Below are 19486 nucleotides of genomic sequence, written 5' to 3' on the forward strand. Positions count from 1 at the left end.
CAGCACTATAGCGGAGGCTATCTGGCCAGCAGATAAATATCCATTATCCAGCCGTGGGTGTCGCGTAGCTCCGCTCGGCGCTGGATGATCTGGTCGCCGACGTCGCTTAGCCGGCCTTTGATCAGGCACTGTTTCTCCATGCCCAGGTAGGCGCCCCACCATATGTAGGTGTCATCTTGCGGCAGCGTGGTAAAGGCCCCGCCGCTATCCAGCATTACGGCGACGGTGGCGGCATCGCTTGGCCAGCCGCGCTCGCGGAGGCGACGGCCGGTGGTAATTTGCACTGGCTCGGCGAGAGCGTTGAGGGGGATTTTATGTTCGGCGGTGAGCACTTGCAGGCTGGTGATGCCTGGCACCACCTCTACATCAGCCTGCTTACCCGCGGCGCTTAGGCGCTGGGTAATGCGCAGGCTGCTGTCGTAAAGCGAGGGGTCGCCCCACACCAGCATCCCTACCCGCCCGCCGCTGGGGAGATGTTCATCCATCAACTGCGCCCAGACGTTGGCGATGGCAGCGTGCCAGTCGTCCACCGCGCCCAGGTAGTCATCACGGCCATCACGACTAGGCAGATCGAACTCGACGATCTTAGTGCTTACCGGCGCTTCCAGCAGCCGTTCGCAAAGCAACCGGCGCAGGTCGATAAGATCCGACTTGGCCTCGCCCTTGCGGGGCAGCAGGATCAGGTCGGCGCTGTTGAGGGCGCGCACGGCGGCCAGGGTGACGTGATCTAGGTTGCCGGTGCCGATGCCTACTAGCGAGAGCGTGATCATGATTCGCGCTCTTGGTCTTGGCTTGCCGTGGCAAAAGGCGAATCCGCCGATTGAGGGCGAAAGCGGCGGTCGTAGCCTACGGCGTAGAGGCTGCTCTCCTGGAAATCGTCACTTTCGAGCACCGGCCCCACCAGAATTAGCGCGGTGCGCTGCATGGTGTCATCGATCAGCGCTTCTATGGTGGCTAGCCGCCCTCGCACTACCCGCTCGTCGGGCCAGCTTGCCCGCCACACAATCGCTACCGGGCACTGCTCGCCGTAGTAAGGCGTCAGGCTCTCTACCACCTGGGAAAGATTATGGATGGAGAGATGAATGGCAAGCGTGGCGCCGGTGCGGGCGAAATTGGCCAGCGTCTCGTCGCTGGGCATGGCGCTGGCCCGGCCCGGCGTGCGGGTGAGCACTACCGACTGGGCGACACCGGGCAGCGTCAGCTCCTGGCCCAAGGTTGCCGAAGCAGCCGCGAAGGCTGGTACGCCGGGGGTAATGCTGTAGGGGATATCCAGCTCGCGCAGGCGGCGCAGCTGCTCGCCCATGGCCGACCACACCGATAGATCCCCCGAATGCAGCCGGGCGATATCCTGGCCTGAGGCGTGGGCGCGGCTGATCTCCTGCATGATGTCATCCAGCGAGAACGGCGCGGTGTTGATCACCCGCGCCCCAGCCGGGCAGTGTTCGAGGATTTGCTCCGGCACTAATGAGCCCGCGTACAGGCACACCGGGCAGGCGGCGATCAGGTCGCGCCCGCGTAGTGTGAGCAGATCCGGCGCGCCGGGGCCGGCGCCAATGAAGTGTACGGTCATTCTGTGATTCCTTCTGGTACTTCTGACAACGCCAGGGCGGCGGTGGTCTGCCTATCCGCTGAAATTATCCGTGGCCCTAGAAGCGTTGCCCCCGGGCCCGCAGCTAATAGCGCCACGGCCTCGGCCACGCTACCCGTGCCTCGCGCCTGCAAGCTTTGTGCTGAATGAGTCAGCGTTGTCACCGTGGGCAGCTCGGCGTCCGCTACGGCGATAACCTCGATGCTTCGCAGTCGGCCCAGCTCTTCGACTAACGGCAGCATTGAATGAGCCGCCGCCAGCTTATCGATTGCCCCGTACTGGTCGGCAAGTTGATCAAGCGCCTGACCGAGCGAAGCAAGCGTGGCCTCGCTACGAAAGCCAAATCCCGCTATTCTCAACGCCAATTGCTTCACCGAACGCCCCGCCACTGAACGATCGGGTAGCTGGCCTTCCAGCCCCGCCGGGTGCCGATGGGGGCGGCGTTAGCAAGTTCGAGGCGCAGGAGTTCGCCGCCTACTCTGTGCTGCCAATGCGCCAACAGCGCTTCGGATTCCAGGGTGACGGCATTGGCGACGACGCGCACGCCCTCGGGCAATCGCTGCCATAAGTCGTCTAACAGCGCTTGGGATAACCCGCCGCCGATAAATACCGCATCCGGCAGAGGTGTATCGTTCAGCACCTCCGGCGCTCTGCCCTGTTTGACCTCAAGCCAGTCAACGCCCAGGTTCTCTGAATTGCTGCGCGCCCGCGCTGCCCGTTCCGCGTTTTGCTCAAAGCCCACCGCCTGATTATCCGGGTGAGCGAGCAGCCACTCAATAGCGATAGAGCCTGAACCGGTGCCGATATCCCATAGCCGCTCGCCGGGCATGGGGGCCAGCGCCGCCAGGGTTATGGCGCGAATGGTCTGTTTGGTGATCTGGCCGTCGTGGTCAAAAAAAGGATCCGGTAGGCCAGGCGTCAACGGCAAGGCCGGGCCGTTACCGGCGACTTCCAGCCCTACCGCCACCGGATGGGCGATATCCTGTGGCAAGCTGGCGTCGACACGGCAATGGCGAATGCGCTCGTTATCGCCGCCCAAGGCTTCCAGCACCGCTAGCTGGGAATCCCCAAAGCCGAGCCCGCTTACCAGGGAAGCGAGCTCAGCCACCGCTTCGCCGTCTCTTACCAGCACCAGCAACCGCCTACCGGTATGCAGGTAAGGTCGAATGCGGGTCAGCGGTTTAGCGTGCAGGCCCAGGCAGGTGCAGCGCTCCAGCGGCCAACCCAAGCGCCCAGCCGCCAGACTGAAGGTGGAAGGCGCTGGCAAAGCCAGCCACTCGCTAGCGCTAAGATGCTGCGCTAATGTTGTGCCCGCCCCAAACCAGAACGGGTCGTTCGAGACCAGCATGACCACCCGGCGGCCGCGCTGATTGAGCAGTTCAGAAATGCCATCGGCAAAGGGCACCGGCCACTCAATCACCTCGGCGTTTAGAGACGGCAAAAGGCGCAGGTGGCGGCGCGCGCCGAATACCACCTCGGCACTTTCCAGTGCGGCGCGGCTTGCCGCCGTTAGTCCCTGTGTGCCACCCTCCCCCCAGCCTAAAAAGGTCAGCCAGGGAGCCTGACCTACTGGAGCGTGAGAAATTTCAACCATGATCAAGATCCTAATTCTCGGGGGAACCTCAGAGGCCAGCGCCCTGGCCAGTGCGGTTGCCAAGCGCGGGCTTCCCGCCATTTTCAGCTATGCGGGTCGTGTTGCCACGCCTAAACCTCAGCCGCTGCCGACCCGCATTGGCGGTTTTGGCGGCATTAGCGGCCTTGCCGCCTTTGTGGCCCAGGAGCGCATCACCCATATCGTCGATGCCACCCATCCTTTTGCCGCGCAGATGAGCAGCAACGTGTTAGCCGCGGCGGCGCAGTTCGGCGTAAAGGCCATTGCCCTCACCCGGCCTGCCTGGCGACCTGTTAACGGTGACCAGTGGCAAAGCGTGGCAAATATCGATGAAGCCGTCAGCGCCCTGGCTGGCCCGCCCCAGCGCGTGCTGCTTGCTATCGGCCGCATGCACCTAGCTGCCTTTGCCGCCCAGCCCCAGCACCATTACGTGCTGCGCTTGGTTGACCCGCCTACCAGCCCGTTGCCGCTAGCCGATGTTAGCACCGTGATTGATAGAGGCCCGTTTACGCTGGAAGGCGATCTCGCCCTGCTTGAAACCCAGGGAATCCAGCGCATCGTGTGTAAAAATTCCGGCGGCGAAGGAGCGGCGTCCAAACTGACCGCTGCTCGCATGCTCGGCTTACCCATTGTGATGATCGAACGGCCAGCACTGCCATCCCGCCACGAAGTTCATTGCATCGATGACGTGTCTATCTGGCTCAGCGACCACGTTTAATCAGCCGAGCGCGGCGTATAAACCAGCGGCGATCCACTGCGGTCAATCAGTCGTGTCTGCTGTGAGCCGACGATCACCAGCGTGCGCATATCGGCCATGTCCGGCGTCGCCTCGCCTAGGGTGGTGACGCGAATCGATTCTTCCGGCGTGGAAACCGCCCGAGCGAAGATGATCAGCCTATCCGACCCGCAGGCTTCCCGCAGTACGTCCAGCGTGCGCTCGAAGCCCGCCGGGCGCGCCTTGGAGCGCGGGTTGTAGAACGCCATGGCGAAGTCGGCCTCGGCGGCCAGGCGCAGGCGCTTTTCGATCAGTGCCCAGGGCTTGAGATTGTCGGAAAGATTAATGCAGCAGAAGTCGTGCCCCAGCGGCGCGCCGACGCTGGCGCTGGCGGCCAGCATGGCGGAAATGCCTGGCAGCACCTGAATATCCAGCGTGCGCCACTTGGCATCGCCCGCTTCCAAGGCCTCAAACACTGCAGCGGCCATGGCAAACACGCCGGGGTCGCCGGAAGAGACCACCACAACCTTATGGCCCTCAAGCGCCAGCTGTAGGGCCTGCTCCGCCCGGCGGATCTCTTCGCGGTTGTCCGAGCCGTGGCGGACTAATCCAGAGCGCGGCGCCACCCGGTTAACGTAGGGCACATAGCCCACCACATCGGTGGCGTCCTGAAGCGCAGCAGTTACCTCGGGGGTGACCATGGCCTCAGAGCCCGGCCCCAGGCCTACGATTTTTAGCCAGCCGCTCATGGCCGCCTCCCGTTGCCATGGATCAGCACAATTGAAAAGTACGGCACGCTTTCGCCAACCTCACTTAATGGAAGCACTCTTTGTTGCGACATGGCGGCGTACTCGATCAGCCAGGCTTCGCCTTCGCGGCCAGCGTGAACCAGGGCCCGACGCAGCTTGGCCAGGTTGCGGCCAATTTTCATCACCACCAGCGCGTCGGTTTGGGCGATGCGCTCGGCCAACGCGTCTTCGGGTAGCGTGGCCATGAGCACGGTCAGGATGTCATCGCCCCAGGTAATGGGCTGGTCGGTGGCCGTCCACGCCGCCGACATACCGGTAATCCCCGGCACCACCGAGACGGGCACGCGGTTCAACAGCCGCGTGTAGAGATGCATGAAGGAGCCGTAGAAGAACGGGTCGCCTTCACACAGCACTACCACATCGCACCCGGCCTCCGCCATCTCGATGAGCTGGGCCACACTGCGTTCGTAAAAAGCCGCCAGCAGCTCATTGTAGCGCGGGTCGTCGAAGGGAATTTCCGTGGTGACCGGGTATTCCATGGGCAGCTCGATTGCGCCGGGGGGGATCATGCCCTCCACGATGGTCCGCGCATGGCCGCAGCGGCCCTTTTTACGAAAATACGCCACGTGGGTCGCCCCGCGTATCAGGCGGTCGGCGCGCACGCTCATCAAGTCCTGGCTGCCTGGCCCCAGGCCAACGCCATATACCGTTCCCTGGGTCATTCGATGCGATCCGCCATGGCGTTGATAGCTGCTACCGTGACGGCGCTGCCACCCAAACGCCCGCGGACGATACAGCTGGGCAGAGCCGGGTTAGCCAACAGCGCTTCCTTGGATTCCGCCGCGCCGACAAAACCTACCGGGCAGCCGATAATCGCTGCCGGGCGCGGGCACGCCGGGTCTTCGAGCATATTGAGCAGATGAAACAGCGCGGTGGGCGCGTTGCCAATGGCGACCACGGCGCCTTCCAGGTGCGGCCGCCACAGTTCCAGCGCCGCCGCCGAGCGGGTATTGGCCATTTCCTGGGCGAGGCCGGGGGTGCGTTCATCGTTGAGGGTGCAGATGACTGCATTATCCGCGGGCAGCCGCTTGCGGGTGATGCCTTCCGAGACCATGCGGGCATCGCAGATAATTGGAGCGCCCTGCTCTAACGCGGCGCGGGCCTTATTGACCACGTCGTTTTGAAAATGAATATGCGCGGCCAATTCCACCAGCCCGGCGGCGTGAATCATGCGCACCGCCACGGTTTCTTCTTCCACTGAAAAGCGGCCAAGCTCGGCTTCACTGCGAATAATCGCAAACGACTCCCGGTAAATCGCCGGGCCACTGGTTTCATACTTATAGGGCACCCAAACTCTCCAAATAAACTAATTCGCAGTTGCTGGTCTGCAAGGCCTCGGTGCCAGGACAGGTTTCCGCGAGGGCGCTGTTAACCCGTCCTTGGGCGCTACTTTTTCCATCCCTGGAAAAAGACCCTCGCTACAACCTGCCCTGGCACTCAGCTATCCAGCATATAAGCCACTATTTTTTTAATATCGATAAACCTAAGGGCTTTCGCTGAGCTTTCTTATAACATCCAACGCCTCACTCTCGGTGAGGCCTTTCTTAACCGGCGTGCTATCGGCACTGCCGTTAACAATAAGATTAAATCGGCCTGCCTCGCCGACCAGGCATACATCGGCCGCTGAACGGCGGGCACAGCCTTTGGCGCAGCCGGATATATGCACGGTTCCCTCCACCCCGCCGTTTAGCTTCTCGGCAAGCGGCTGGGTGGCGACATTCGCCTGTTCGCAATAGGGCGCGCCGGGGCAGGCATCCATCGCTAGCCGCGGGTCACTATTATGACGGATCAAGCCATCAACCGCGGGTAGTGTATCGCAATCCTTCAACAACAGGCGCCGCCAGGGCGTGACCTGCACGACGCGGGCACTCGTTTGGGAGACAGCCTCGCGAAGCGTTTCAGCCGCCACCCGGCCAAAAGGCAGGCCAACCACCATGCCCTCGCGATCTTCGCCCAGCGCCAGCTTCTCGCCGGGGGGCGCGGGGGCAGTATCAGTAGGCGCCCAATCGGGCAGCGGTGCTGTGTGCCGACGCATACGGCCTGACGCCCCGCCGCCGGTATCTACGAACCAGTTGGTAAGGCGTATCAGCTGCTCAACGGCGGCCTCGATATCGCGCACCGCCGTGCCTAGCGCGTAGCCATCGGCGCGTACCAGCAGGCCGCCCGCCATTGAGCGCTCGATGCGAAAATCAGCGGCGCTGTCGCCAAGCACCGGCGCGTTTCCCGCATCAATGGCGATACCGACCTTGCCGGGCATGGTGGCTAATTCGCTGCCCCGCGCCTGCAACAAGCAGGCAATGGTATGGGTGTCATCGCCCTTTTGCCAGGCGGGCGCCAGCATCAGCTGTGGCTGACGTTCTGCTTCCGAGTCATCGCTCACCAGTCGATGCTCGACCAGAAACGCCATCAGCGGCGGCCAGCTTTCGTCAGTCACCCCACGCAGCTGCAGGTTGGCCCGGCTGGTCAGCTCGATCAAACCGCTGCCGAAGATCTCGGAGGCGTCGCACAGTGCCAATACCTGTTCCCGCGATAGCTGGCCCAGCGGCGGGCGCACGCGCACCAGCAGGCCGTCGCCGGTGGTCATGGGTCGCCACGCGCCGGGGCACCAGCCTTTAATGCGCGGGCTGGGTGACATGACCATTGGTCTCTTTGGCTTCGTCCATTTCCAGCAGCAGATCCTGAAGCGCCTGGCCGTGCTTGCCGGGGGCTTGCCACATGCCCCGTTGGGCGGCTTCGAGTAATCGCTCGGCCATCTCTTCCAGGGCGGCCGGGTTGTGCTCGCGCAGGAACTGCTGATTGGCGGCGTCGAGCACCAGGGCGTCGCTCACCTGGGCGTACTGGTAGTCGGCAATCAGGTCGGTGGTGGCGTCGTAGGCAAACAGATAGTCCACCGTGGCGGCCATCTCAAAGGCGCCTTTGTAGCCGTGCTCGCGCATCGCGTTGATCCATTTGGGGTTCAACACGCGCGAGCGAATCACCTTCGCCAGCTCCTCTTTCAGGGTGCGAATCTTGGGCACCGCGGGATTGGCGTGGTCGGCGTGGTATATCTCCGGCGCCTTCCCGCTCAGCGAGCGGGTGGCGTTGGCCATGCCGCCCTGAAAGGCGTAGTAGCTGTTGGAATCGAGGATATCGTGCTCGCGGTTATCCTGGTTTTGCATCACCGCATCCAGGCCCTGGAGCTGCTGCTCGAATGCCGCCCGCGCGGCTGTGCCGGAGTCCTTGAACTGGCCGTAGGCGTAGGCGCCTGCATCCATGTAGGCCTCGGCCAAATCGTCGGCGCTGTCCCAGGCGCGGTTTTCAATCAACCGGTTTAAACCCGCGCCGTATTCGCCGGGCTTGCTGCCAAAGATGCGGTAGCTCGCCTCCTGGGCGGCCATCTCGGGGCTTAGCCCTTGGTCTTCCAGTTCTCGCTGGCGGGAAAGCACCGCCTCGCGGATGGTGTTGCTGTTGCCCGGCTCTTCATAGCGCGCCACCGCCTGCACGGCGGCGTCAAACAGCCGAATCACGTTGGGGAAGGCATCGCGGAAGAACCCGGATACACGCAGCGTTACGTCGACCCGTGGGCGATTGAGCAGCATCGAGGGGATCACTTCAAAGTCGCTCACCCGTTGGGAACCCAGCGACCAGATGGGCCGCACGCCCATCAGCGCGAAGGCCTGGGCGATGTCATCGCCGCCGGTGCGCATGGTGGCGGTGCCCCAGATGGATAGCCCCAGCCGCCGCGGGTAGTCGCCGTGATCCTGCAGGTAGCGTTCGACAAACGCCTGGGCGGATTTTTCGCCTAGCGTCCAGGCGGCGGGCGATGGAATCGAGCGGTTATCGACGCTGAAAAAGTTACGTCCAGTGGGTAGCGTATCCAGCCGCCCACGGCTGGGGGCGCCGCTGGGCCCGGCGGGCACGAAGATACCTTCCAGGCCGTCGAGCAGCGATTGTATCTCCATCTTCACCCCGCGCTGCATGGTGACCCATAGCTGGTCGCGGGCGTAGCGCAGCTGCGCTGCCGTATCGGGGTAGTCCTGGGCCAGATCATCCAGGCAGCCGTCTGCCAATACGTAATCGGCCACCCAGCGCTCGGCCAGCAGTTCCAGCCGCTCGCGGGCGTCCGCCCCGGTGCGCCAGGAGGTATCGAGCTGCTGACTTAAAATAGCCGGTTCGGGCCCCTGCCAGGGCTCGTTGGCCGCGGCTAGCGGGTCAAAATCCAAGCCTAAATCGCTGGCCAGGTTGTGCAGCAGGCCGCGGCTTGCCACCGTTTCGCCACGGGGTAGCCGCAACAGCGCCACCAAGGTGCCCGCCCGCTTCTCTTCCGGCGGCAGCGTGCCGAGTATGTGCAGGCCGTGACGGATTTGCGATTCCTTGATATCGCACAGAAAGGTATCCAGCGCATTGAGAATCTCGGCCTCACATTCACCGCTCGCCACGTGGGCCAGTTCCTGGTCGATACCGGTATCACGCAGGTGGGCGAGGATCTGGCTGCGAATCAGCGCTTCCCGGCGGGGATCCATATCCAGCGCTTGGTAATACTCATCACATAGCGCTTCAAGCTCGGCCATGGGGCCGTAAAGTTCGGCCCGGGCCAGGGGCGGCATTAGGTGGTCGATAATCACCGCCTGGCTGCGTCGCTTGGCCTGGGCGCCCTCGCCGGGGTCGTTGACGATGAACGGATAAAAATGCGGCAGCGGCCCCAAAGCAATATCAGGCCAGCAGTCGGCGCTCAAGGCGATGCTTTTGCCCGGCAGCCACTCCAGGTTGCCGTGTTTGCCGACGTGGATGACCGCATCGACCTGGTAGTGCGCGCGCAGCCAAAAATAAAACGCCAGGTAGCTGTGCGGCGGCGCCAGCTCCATATCGTGGTAGGACTGGGTGAGGTCGTCGATAAAGTCTCGCTCCGGCTGGATACCCACGAAGGTCTCACCCAGACGAATACCGGCGATCATCAAGCGTCCCTGGCGGCACTTGGGGTCTTCGTGAGGCGCGCCCCAGCGCGTCCATACGGTTTCCTGAAGCTCGGTGGGCAGGGTTTGAAACCAGGCCAAGTAGTCGTCAACGCTGATGCTCTGCCAGCAGGCGCGCTGGTCAAGGCTTCCGTGATCGTTGGTCACCGCGCCCTGAAGCTGGCGGATCAATTCATCGCCATTTTCCGGCAGCTCGCTGAGCGGGTAACCCGCCTCCTTGAGGGCGTTTAGAATCTGCAGCGTCGACGCAGGGGTATCCAGCCCGACCCCGTTACCGATCCGGCCATCGCGATTGGGGTAGTTGGCCATGATCAGCGCAACACGCTTCTGCCCGTTGGGGGTCAGCCGCAGCGAACAAATGCGCCTCGCCAGCTCGGCCACAAAGGCGGCCCGCTCCGGGTGGATGACGTGGTGGGTCACCGCCAGCTGGCAGCGCGGGTTGTAGTGGGCTTCGGCTTTAAAGCCCACCGCCCGGGTGATGATGCGGCCATCCATCTCGGGGAGCACCACCTGCATGGCCACATCGCGGCTATGCAACCCGGCGGCCATGCCCTGCCAGTCTTCACTAGTGCTGCTGGCAAGTATCGCCTGGAGCACTACCGGACGCCCCACAAAAAAGTTGTCAGGTAACTCTTCCCCCAGAGCATCCAGCCCGTCGGCGTTGCGGTTGACCGCAAAGCTGGTGGTATTGATCACCAGCATCGCGCCGGTCTGCTCAATCAGGTGATTGATAAAGTCGATGCACGGCCCTTCTTTCAGGGACGCCACGGCCACCGCCAACGGCTCCAGCCCCTGGTCTTTAAGCGCCGCCAGCAAGCCGTCGGGTACGGCCGTGTTCGCCCCCTGCAAATGGCTGCGATAAAACAGCAGCAGGCACACCGGCCGCCCGGGCACCTGGCGATCGCGCCACTCGCTGAGGCTGGACGCCTGCTGCTCCTGGGACGCATAAATCACTGCGGGCGGAATGACCTTGGGCTCCTGCCAGTCGCCCAGCGGCTTGTCCATGTACTCATTGGCGACAAAGCGCAGCAGCTGCTCGGCGTTATCGGTACCGCCCTCTCGCAGGTAGCGCCACACCCGGTACGCGTCATCGAAGGCGATGGTGGAGTCTTCCAGCAGCGCATCATCCGGGGCATCGCAGCCTGGCACCAGTATCAGCTGGCGCTCGGGTTTGGCCGCCGCCCAGGCCAGCAGGCGTTCGTGGCCGTACTGCCAGTAGGCCTTGCCACCCAGCAGCGAGACGATGACCAACTGAGCCTTTTCCAGCACCCGGTCTTCGTAGAGATCGTAGGCGGCCGGTTTTACCAGGTTCATCCAGTTGGCCAGTCGCACCGAGGAGTATGCCTCGCCCAGACGATCGACCGCCTGGGCCAGCGCCGAGAGATTGCTATCGGCGGCGGAGAGTATCACGACCTCGGCAGGGCTCTGTTGCAGGTCGATGATGCCTTCATCATCGACAAAGCCTCCGGGCTTGGCGGCAAATAAGTGCATTAACTGGCCGTGTGCGCCTGTTCAGGGTTCATTTCAGCAGCAGCAAGTTCGTCCTGCAGCAGTTGGCTATCCAGCGATTTGCCGATGATCACCAGTTGGGTCTGGCGCGTCTCGTCCTGGCTCCACAGCCGGTCGAAGTAGCCTTCCAGGCGCTCGCCCACCGCCTGGATGACCCGGCGCATGGGCTTCCCGGGAATCGCCGCAAAGCCTTTGGCGCGGTAGATCTCGTGACTTTTCAGCAGCTGTTGCAGCTTGTCTGCCAGGATGTCGCCATCGACTTCGCCCAGGGTGATCACGCAGGAATCAAAGTTATCGTGGGCGTGGTCGTGATGAGCGCCTTCGGCGTGGTGCTTGTCATGGTGATTGGTGATCAGGTCGATACTTGTTTCGCTGGCCGCGCCGATGCCCATCAGCGCTTCCAACTGGGTGGTGTCGGTGGTCAGGGTCTGGTCGATAAACAGCGTTTTCACCGACGCCGTCACCCGCGCCTGAATCACCGCTTCCACCTTTGTGCGCTCTTCCGGGCTGAGCAGGTCAGCCTTGCTGACCAGCACCAGATCCGCCGCGCTGAGCTGGTCATCGAGCAGCTCGCGCAGGCTGGGGTCGTGATCCAGGCTCTCGTCGGCGAGGCGCTGGGCGGCCACCTTATCCACGTCGCTGGCATAGCGGCCGGCGGCTACCGCGGGGCCGTCAATCACGGTAATAATCGCATCCACTGTGCAGTGCTGGCGGACGTCGGGCCAGTTGAACGCCTGCACCAGCGGCTTGGGCAGCGCCAGGCCGCTGGTTTCGATCAGGATGTGGTCGATATCGTCGCGGCGGGCGACCAGCTTTTTCATGACCGGCAGAAACTCTTCTTCCACCGTGCAGCAGATGCAGCCGTTGGCAAGCTCATAGATGCTGCCGTCCTCACCGTCTAGCTGCCCGCCTTCGCTCCCCTCTTCACAGCCCAGCGCACAGCTGCGCAGTAGGCTGGAGTCGATATCCTGTTCGCCAAACTCATTGACGATCACGGCGATCCGCTTGCCGGTCACCTGACGCAGAATATTGGCCAGCAGCGTGGTTTTGCCGCTGCCGAGAAAACCGGTCACGACCGTGGCAGGAATCTTATTCAGTTGCATGGGTAAATGCCTCGCTGTGTTGCGGTTCGCAGTACGCCGGGCTGGCAGAAAAGAGCCTTGCCACAGCGTCAGGATTATTAGGGAAAAACAGATGTAAATAGGTCGCCGTCAGACGCTTTTGACGGTAAATCGCCTCCCCCGGTGCGGGGTGCCGCTGGCGGCGGCCGTGGCCAATCGGCTCGAGGGTGCCTTCCGCCATGGAGCGGTGGTGCGCATGGCCACGAACCGGGCCTTCCGGCAGCTCGGCGGTTTGCATCCCCTGGCAGCCGCGGCGCCCGCGCATGGCGCCCTGCCCAGGCAGCAGGCCTAGCATGGTGTGGGTAATATCGTCGTAGTCGGTCAGGGTTTCCAGGCAGTACAGCAGCCCGCCACACTCGGCCAGAATGGGCTTGTCGGCGCTATAGAACGCCTCAATGGCCGAGCGCATGGCGCCGTTATCCGCCAGGGTTTGAGCGTGAAGCTCCGGGTAGCCACCTGGCAGCCATAGGGCGTCGCATTCGGGTAGGTGGCTATCCGTCAGCGGCGAAAAGAAGCGCAGCGTGGCGCCCATCTGCTCCAGCAAATCGAGGTTGGCCTGATAGACGAAGCTAAAGGCGGCGTCCCGGGCCACGCCAATGGTGTGGCCTTTGAGCAACGGCTTAACGGCCGCGAGCGGTTGCTGGGGGGCGGTAAAGATCACGGGTGAAAGCGCGGCGAGCGCGTCCAGCAGCCCGGCGGCTTCCAGCGCCTTGGCACCGGCTTCAAAGCGGGCTTCCAGATCCACGCGAATTTCCGCCGCCTGCACGAGGCCCAGGTGGCGCTCGGGGAGCGATAGCGCGGGGTCGCGGGGCATGGCGGCCAGCAGAGGAATCGTCGACGGCAGCGCCCCTTCGATCAGCTCGCGGTGGCGCTGCGAGCCGCAGGCGTTGGCGATCAGCCCGGCGATATGGATGTCATCGCGAAAGCCGACTAACCCCGAGACCAGCGCGGCGGCGGTCTGGGCCATGCCTTTTACGTCCATGACGATCGCCATGGGAATATCGAACAAGGCCGCCAGATCGGCGCTGGAGGGCTCGCCGTCGAACAGACCCATGGCGCCTTCGACTAAAATTAAATCCGCTTCGCAGGCAGCGTCATAAAAGCGCTGGCGGCAGTAGGCCTCGCCTGCCATCCATAGATCCAGCTGATCCACCGGCTGGCCGGAGGCCTGAGCAAGAATCTGCGGGTCAAGGTAATCCGGGCCGGTCTTGAACACCCGCACCACCTTGCCCTGGTTGCGCAGCAGGCGCGCCAGGCCCGCCGTGACGGTGGTTTTGCCCTGGCCTGAGGCCGGGGCGGCGATAAACAGCGCGGGGCAGCGAGCGGTTGGCGTCGTCATCAGTATTCGATCCCCGCCTGGGCTTTGACGCCGCCGCGAAAAGCGTGGCGCTCGTCCTGGACAACGCTGATGGTATCGGCGATTTCCTGCAGCGGCGTGGCCATGGTGCGGCCGGTAATGATGACGTTCTGGTGCGCCGGGCGGCGCTTAAGCGCTTCCACCACCGGCTCGGGGTCGAGATAGCCGTACTTGAACATATAGCTCATCTCGTCCAGCACGATCATGTGATAGGCGGGGTTCTCAAGCAGCCCTTTGGCGACGGCCCAGGCGGCTTGAGCAGCCTCGATATCTCGCTCGCGGTTCTGGGTTTCCCAGGTAAAACCGTGGCCCATAATGTGCCAGTCAAGCTTGGGATGATCACGAAAGAACAGATACTCGCCGGTTTCGCGACGGCCTTTGATGAACTGGATCACCGCGCACTGCTGGCCGTGCCCCAGTGAGCGCGCCATGGTGCCGAAGGCGGAGCTGCTTTTGCCCTTGCCGTTGCCTTTGAGCAGAATCAGCACGCCGCGCTCTTCCGTCGCCTTGCTGATGCGCTCGTCGACCACGTCTTTTTTACGCTGCATGCGATCTAAATGGCTTGCGTCGCTCATGAGAGGTTCCCAGGTTGATGTGCAGAGACGGTAGGCGCCATAGAGGGTTTGCCAAACGAGGCCGGCCAGTAGCGCGCGCCCAGCTGCTGGGCGATTCGCGCGCCCTGCCCGCGCTTGACTCTGGACTGTTCGGTATCGATCAGCAGGCAGTCCTCCAGCGGGGCGAGATCGTCAACGGTTTCCCGGGTGCGGCCATCGGTGATCAGATAGGTGCGCACCTTCAGGCCGGGCTCGCGGCGCTGCCACTGGCGGATCAGCCGCTTGGCTTCAATGATGGCTTCCCGCAGCGGGGTGCCGCCACCGCCTTTGGCCGCCTCAAGCGTGCCTCGGGCGTTCTTGGGCGCTCGGCGGCGAGAGAGTATCGGCACCACGCCGCCATTGCCAAACCCCAGCACCGCAACCTGCTCCCGCGCGGCGTAGGCTTGGCTAACCAGCGATTCGACCAGCCCCTTTGCCTGGCCCAGCAGGCGCTGACCCAGAGTGGAACCGGAGGTGTCCAGCAACACTAGGTGCGCTGTTGCCTGCCCCGCCCGGGCATTGCGCATTTTTAACTGCCGCCAGGGCCACTGGCCGCGATTGGCGATAACGGTCGCAAACCCATCCAGCCGGGAAGTCGTCACTTGGGATCGCCCCTGGCCCAACGCCCCCCCTTTTCCCGCGCTAGCGGTGGTATCGGTGCGGTTGGCCAGCTTAAAAAGATCTTCGCTATCGGGCAATTTCACCGCTGGCTGGCTAATCGCTTCCTGGGCTATGGGAGGCATTGCGCCCCACTGGCCCTGTTCAGCGCTCTGTTGGGATGAACCAGCGGTCGATGCGTTATTGCCCGACGACGAACCGCTCTCGTCTTTCGAAGGTGTTCCATTAGGTGGAGATGATGGCGGGCTCTGCTCAGGCGGCTGAGTACGCCGATGCGCCAGCACCCAGGGTTCAACGGTATCGATATCTTGCTGCTCCACGCTAGCCACGCCACGCCAGGCAGCATGGGCCTGGGCCGCACGGTGCCAGGTAACGTCTGCCCGAAGACCTTCAACGCCTGCGGCTTCGCAGCAGTTGGCAATCGTTCGATACACCCAGGTATCGGTGGTGATCTCTTTGAGCAAGCGTTGCGCTTTAGCAATGCGCCCGGCCAGAACGGCCTGGGCATCCTCAACGCGTTCGAGCGTGTCGGTGGGGTCGCGGTCAAAGGCTTCCCGTTGCTGCACAATGGCAATGCGCTCGTCGATGCTTATGGCTCCAGCCTGTTCAAGGCAGAGGCCAAAGCGGTCAAGCAACTGAGGGCGCAGTTCACCTTCATCCGGGTTCATGGTGCCAATCAGGCTAAAGCGTGCCGGGTGGGAGTGGCTAATGCCATCGCGCTCAACAATATTGGTACCGCTGGCGGCCACGTCCAGCAGCAAATCAACCAGGGTGTCCGACAGCAGATTGACTTCATCCACATAGAGCACCCCGCCGTCGGCTTTAGCAAGCAGTCCGGCATGAAAGGTAGCTTCACCATTGGCGAGTACCTTTTGCAGATCCAGACTGCCAACCAGCCTGTCTTCGCTGGCACCCAGCGGCAGAGTGACAAAAGGGGCATGCTTTCCTTCGCTATCGCTGGGCAGAATAGCGGCCAGCGCCCGAGCTAAGGTGGATTTAGCGCTGCCCCTTGGCCCACTAATCAACACCCCGCCGATGCGCGGGTTAATGGCGTTAAGGAGCAGCGCGGTTTTCAGCGACTCCTGGCCGACCACCGCCGCAAAGGGGAACTCACTCACCGGCACCTCCCGTGCTGGCCAAGTCCGTCAATCGATCAATCTTTTCCAACTGAAACTCTGCCAACTGATTTGACCACCGCCGATCTTGAATCTTATTCATGGTAACTAGCTGAATGATAATAAACTACTCATAAATAAGTGGGAACAGAAAAGGCGTTCAGTATAGAGTAAGGGGTAGCGGCGAGGCCAATTTGTTGCACTTGGGATACATTAGCGATAACTTATATCAGTTCAGAGAAGAAGGCAGTTGGACTTTTACACCCAATCAAAATACAATGTTATAACATTACACAAACTATAGGGTTTCATAAGATCCTTAAGGCTTTGTGTTGTTCGCTATCCCCCTGCCACCTAGAATGGCTAATGTCGGTGTTCCCCACGGAACTTAATAGAGAATCCGCCGCGGCTTGCCGCGAACCGGAACTGCCCCCGCAACTGTAGGCGGCGAGCGATGCTCTTTGATGCCACTGGGCACATTGTCTGGGAAGGCGAGCTAGCCATGACCCGTCAGTCAGGAGAACTGCCGACATATTACTTACATCGAGCGAAGTGGCTCGGTCAGTGTTTTCTGTCCGAATGCGGAGCTCATCATGCACGGGAGTGTACATGATGTTGAGATTGACCACGGCCATCGCCGCGAGCGCTGTTGGCCTTGCCCAGGCGGCTTACGCCTCCACCGACTACCCCCTTACGCTAACCAACTGCGGCGTAGAGATCAGCGTGGCGTCGCCCCCGGAGCGAACCGTAACGGTAGGCCAGTCAGCTACGGAGATTCTCTATTCGCTGGGGCTCGCTGATCGAGTGAATGGCACCTCGGTGTGGTTTACCCCTATTCTGCCCCAGTTTACTGAAGCCAATGAAGCGATCGAGCGGATCGCCAACGACGACCCGAGCTTTGAGAGCGTGGTCAATAAGCGGCCTGATCTGGTGGCCGTGCAGTACGAGTGGCACGTAGGGCACACCGGCAGTGTCGCCACCCGTGAGCAGTTTCATGAGCTGGGTATTAATACCTATATTATGCCCGCCGATTGCGACACCAAGGATAACTCTACCGGCGGCGATGGCACCCGCACCGCCGCCTTCTCGACCGATTCCATCTATAAAGGGATCACCGAGTTAGCCGAGATCTACGATGTTCAAAACGCTGGCGAGGCGCTGATAGCCGACCTTACCGCCCGCGAACAGCGCGCTATCGACTTGGCGAGCAGCCTTGATTTACCGGAAGACTTGTCGGCGGCATTTTGGTTCTCATCGACAGACCTGGGGGTTAGCCCATTTGTTGCGGGTCAGTTGGGCGCACCGGGCTATATGATGGACAAGCTCGGCATTCGTAATGTGATTGAGTCCGATGAGGAGTGGCCCACAGTGGGCTGGGAGAGCATCGCCAGGGCTGACCCCGATGTGCTTGTTATCGCCAGTATGGATCGCCGTCGCTTTCCTGCAGACGACATTGAAGCCAAGCGTGAGTTTCTCCGCAGTGACCCGGTCACCCGTGAAATGACGGCAGTTAAAAACAACCACATCGTCGAGATGGATGCCCATGCCATGAGCGCTACGATGCGCACTATTTACGGCCTTGAAACACTGGCCGAGGCGCTAGCGACAATGGCATTTGACGAATGAGCATCGCGTTAACGCGGCTATCTACGGCGGATTTTGGGCTGCGCTGGCTATGGATAACACCGCTGGTGCTTGTGACGGCACTGATCGCGGGTACCGCCATCGGCGAGACGCCGATTCCGGTGGACACCATTCTGAAAGTGCTCGCCAATCAGCTGTTGGGCGCCGATTACGCGGTCGATCGCATCGACGCGGGTATTATCTGGAACTACCGCCTCAGCCGTGCCGTGGTCGCCGCCTGTTGCGGCACCAGCTTGGCCCTGGCCGGGGTCGTGCTTCAAGCACTGCTGCGTAACCCACTGGCCGATCCTTACTTGATGGGCATTTCCGCCGGGGCTTCTACCGGGGCGGTGGCAGTAGCGGTCGCCGGACTGGGCGCAGGCGCCCTTTCGCTTTCTCTGGGTGCCTTTATCGGCGCCCTGCTCTCCTTTGGTATCGTGGTCATGCTCGCCCATGCAGCCAACAGCGGCGTCGGTGGCGGCCGCGGTGTTCAGGCCGCGGGGGCGATTATTCTGGCAGGCATTGCAGGCTCGCAGCTGTTCAATGCGCTGACCGCGTTTATCATCACCAAGTCAGCGAGCGCCGAGCAGGCGCGGGGCATCATGTTCTGGCTGATGGGCAATCTTTCCGGCGTGCGCTGGGCCGATGTGACCCTGGCGGTGCCTGCCGCGCTATTCGGACTGCTGGTTTGCCTGTGGCACCGGCGCTCCCTGGATGCGTTTACCTTCGGCGCCGACAGCGCCGCCTCCATGGGTATCGCGGTACGCCCGGTGCGCGGCATGCTGATTATCGCCATGGCGCTGGTCACGGCGGTGATGGTGTCTATCGTGGGAGCGATTGGCTTTGTCGGCCTGGTGATCCCCCATGCCATGCGTTTTATCGTGGGGAGCCGCCATACCCGCCTGGTGCCGGCTACGGCTCTGGCCGGCGCGGTGTTTTTGATCGGCTCGGATATTCTTTCCCGGGTGCTGGTCTCCGGCCAGGTGCTCCCCATCGGGGTGATTACCTCACTGATCGGCGCGCCCGCGTTTGCGCTGATTCTGGTCCGCGGCAAGAGGTCCTGATGCGATTAACGGCTGAACAGCTTGCGTGGTCGGTACACGGCACGCCACTGCTAACTGGCGTCAACCTCACCGTCGAGCCCGGCCAGACCTTTGGCCTGGTGGGGCCGAACGGCTCGGGGAAAACCTCCCTGCTGCGCCTGTTGGCGGGGTTGAACAAACCCAAGGCGGGCCGGGTGCTGGTTGACCACCAGCCAATGCACACGCTCAAGCAACGGGCGATCGCCCAGTCCATCGCCCTGGTGGAACAGCAGGCGGACACTACCGACCGCATTACCGTGCATCAAGTGGTCTCACTGGGCCGCACTCCCTTCCTTTCCGCGCTTCGCCCCTGGTCGAAGGAAGACGACGCCATCGTGGCGCAGGCGCTGCGCGACGTCGATATGGCGCATATGACGGACCGCCTTTGGCATACCCTCTCAGGCGGTGAGCGCCAGCGCGTGCATATTGCACGGGCGCTGGCACAGCAGCCTAAAATTCTGTTGCTGGATGAACCCACCAACCACCTGGACATTCGCCACCAGCTATCGATTCTCGAATTGGTTAGGCAACTGCCCATCACGGTGATTATCTCTCTGCACGATCTTAATCACGCCATGGAGTGTGACCGCATCGGCGTGATGGACGGCGGCCGCCTGATCGATAGCGGCCTCCCCCAAGACATACTCACGCCTAACAGGCTACAACAGACCTTTGGGGTATATGCCCATGTGATCGATGATCCTGTCGATGGCAAGCAAGTCATGCGTTTTCACAGTGCGATTTAGCTAGCTCCTAGTCTGCTAGGAAAAATGCCCGGTTACCGACAGCGCA

Annotated in this window: 17 protein-coding genes and 1 riboswitch; of the genes, 4 read left to right on the plus strand and 13 right to left on the minus strand. The window is 62.2% G+C overall.

Annotated elements, in window-relative coordinates:
• Nucleotides 1-17: 17 nt before the first annotated feature.
• From cobF to cbiE, 4 genes are read right to left on the minus strand one after another with little or no spacing between them, the layout of a single operon-like run.
• Nucleotides 18-770: a precorrin-6A synthase (deacetylating) gene (gene cobF, locus ACW17M_RS07540; RefSeq protein WP_457547151.1), complete on the minus strand. Its 753-nt coding sequence runs from the start codon at nt 768-770 to the stop codon at nt 18-20.
• Nucleotides 767-1570, minus strand: a complete 804-nt coding sequence (gene cobM / locus ACW17M_RS07545) for a precorrin-4 C(11)-methyltransferase (protein WP_457547152.1) — start codon at nt 1568-1570, stop codon at nt 767-769. The genes cobF and cobM overlap by 4 nt, the downstream gene beginning before the upstream one ends.
• The gene (locus ACW17M_RS07550) at nt 1567-1962 is read right to left on the minus strand and encodes a cobalamin biosynthesis protein (protein ID WP_278371777.1); all 396 of its coding nucleotides are present in this window, start codon (nt 1960-1962) and stop codon (nt 1567-1569) included. Before ACW17M_RS07550 ends, cobM begins: the two co-directional genes overlap by 4 nt.
• Nucleotides 1959-3182, minus strand: a complete 1224-nt coding sequence (gene cbiE, locus ACW17M_RS07555) for a precorrin-6y C5,15-methyltransferase (decarboxylating) subunit CbiE (protein WP_457547153.1) — start codon at nt 3180-3182, stop codon at nt 1959-1961. Before cbiE ends, ACW17M_RS07550 begins: the two co-directional genes overlap by 4 nt.
• Between cbiE and ACW17M_RS07560 the strand changes: the two genes are divergently transcribed.
• The gene (locus ACW17M_RS07560; RefSeq protein WP_457547154.1) at nt 3181-3918 is read left to right on the plus strand and encodes a cobalt-precorrin-6A reductase; all 738 of its coding nucleotides are present in this window, start codon (nt 3181-3183) and stop codon (nt 3916-3918) included. The genes cbiE and ACW17M_RS07560 overlap by 2 nt on opposite strands.
• Here the strand turns inward: ACW17M_RS07560 and cobJ are convergent.
• From cobJ to ACW17M_RS07605, 9 genes are all read right to left on the minus strand, one after another.
• Nucleotides 3915-4664, minus strand: coding sequence for a precorrin-3B C(17)-methyltransferase (gene cobJ / locus ACW17M_RS07565; RefSeq protein ID WP_457547155.1), 750 nt, complete (start codon nt 4662-4664; stop codon nt 3915-3917). The genes ACW17M_RS07560 and cobJ overlap by 4 nt on opposite strands.
• A complete protein-coding gene (gene cobI, locus ACW17M_RS07570; protein ID WP_457547156.1) occupies nt 4661-5386 on the minus strand; it encodes a precorrin-2 C(20)-methyltransferase in 726 nt (241 codons plus the stop codon). The genes cobJ and cobI overlap by 4 nt, the downstream gene beginning before the upstream one ends.
• Complete coding sequence (locus ACW17M_RS07575) at nt 5383-6012, minus strand: precorrin-8X methylmutase (protein ID WP_457547157.1); 630 nt, start codon at nt 6010-6012, stop codon at nt 5383-5385. Before ACW17M_RS07575 ends, cobI begins: the two co-directional genes overlap by 4 nt.
• Before the next feature lie 195 nt (nt 6013-6207).
• Nucleotides 6208-7359, minus strand: a complete 1152-nt coding sequence (locus ACW17M_RS07580) for a cobalamin biosynthesis protein CobG (RefSeq protein ID WP_457547158.1) — start codon at nt 7357-7359, stop codon at nt 6208-6210.
• Nucleotides 7337-11167: a cobaltochelatase subunit CobN gene (gene cobN, locus ACW17M_RS07585; protein ID WP_457547159.1), complete on the minus strand. Its 3831-nt coding sequence runs from the start codon at nt 11165-11167 to the stop codon at nt 7337-7339. Before cobN ends, ACW17M_RS07580 begins: the two co-directional genes overlap by 23 nt.
• Complete coding sequence (gene cobW / locus ACW17M_RS07590) at nt 11167-12288, minus strand: cobalamin biosynthesis protein CobW (RefSeq protein ID WP_457547160.1); 1122 nt, start codon at nt 12286-12288, stop codon at nt 11167-11169. Before cobW ends, cobN begins: the two co-directional genes overlap by 1 nt.
• Nucleotides 12275-13645 carry a cobyrinate a,c-diamide synthase gene (locus ACW17M_RS07595; RefSeq protein ID WP_457547161.1) on the minus strand — a complete coding sequence of 457 codons (1371 nt, stop codon included), beginning with the start codon at nt 13643-13645 and terminating at the stop codon, nt 12275-12277. The genes cobW and ACW17M_RS07595 overlap by 14 nt, the downstream gene beginning before the upstream one ends.
• Nucleotides 13645-14238 (minus strand): cob(I)yrinic acid a,c-diamide adenosyltransferase, encoded by a 594-nt coding sequence (gene cobO / locus ACW17M_RS07600; RefSeq protein WP_022523068.1) that lies wholly within the window; start codon nt 14236-14238, stop codon nt 13645-13647. Before cobO ends, ACW17M_RS07595 begins: the two co-directional genes overlap by 1 nt.
• The gene (locus tag ACW17M_RS07605) at nt 14235-15992 is read right to left on the minus strand and encodes an ATP-binding protein (protein WP_457547162.1); all 1758 of its coding nucleotides are present in this window, start codon (nt 15990-15992) and stop codon (nt 14235-14237) included. Before ACW17M_RS07605 ends, cobO begins: the two co-directional genes overlap by 4 nt.
• Before the next feature lie 350 nt (nt 15993-16342).
• Nucleotides 16343-16534, plus strand: a riboswitch (cobalamin riboswitch).
• Nucleotides 16535-16598: 64 nt separating this feature from the next.
• Here ACW17M_RS07605 and ACW17M_RS07610 point away from each other — a divergent pair.
• From ACW17M_RS07610 to ACW17M_RS07620, 3 genes are read left to right on the plus strand one after another with little or no spacing between them, the layout of a single operon-like run.
• Nucleotides 16599-17615: an ABC transporter substrate-binding protein gene (locus ACW17M_RS07610; RefSeq protein ID WP_457547163.1), complete on the plus strand. Its 1017-nt coding sequence runs from the start codon at nt 16599-16601 to the stop codon at nt 17613-17615.
• Complete coding sequence (locus ACW17M_RS07615; RefSeq protein ID WP_457547164.1) at nt 17612-18676, plus strand: FecCD family ABC transporter permease; 1065 nt, start codon at nt 17612-17614, stop codon at nt 18674-18676. The genes ACW17M_RS07610 and ACW17M_RS07615 overlap by 4 nt, the downstream gene beginning before the upstream one ends.
• Nucleotides 18676-19440 carry an ABC transporter ATP-binding protein gene (locus tag ACW17M_RS07620; RefSeq protein WP_457547165.1) on the plus strand — a complete coding sequence of 255 codons (765 nt, stop codon included), beginning with the start codon at nt 18676-18678 and terminating at the stop codon, nt 19438-19440. The genes ACW17M_RS07615 and ACW17M_RS07620 overlap by 1 nt, the downstream gene beginning before the upstream one ends.
• The last annotated feature ends 46 nt before the right edge of the window (nt 19441-19486 follow it).

Source organism: Vreelandella sp. 2A-K22 (assembly GCF_054065485.1).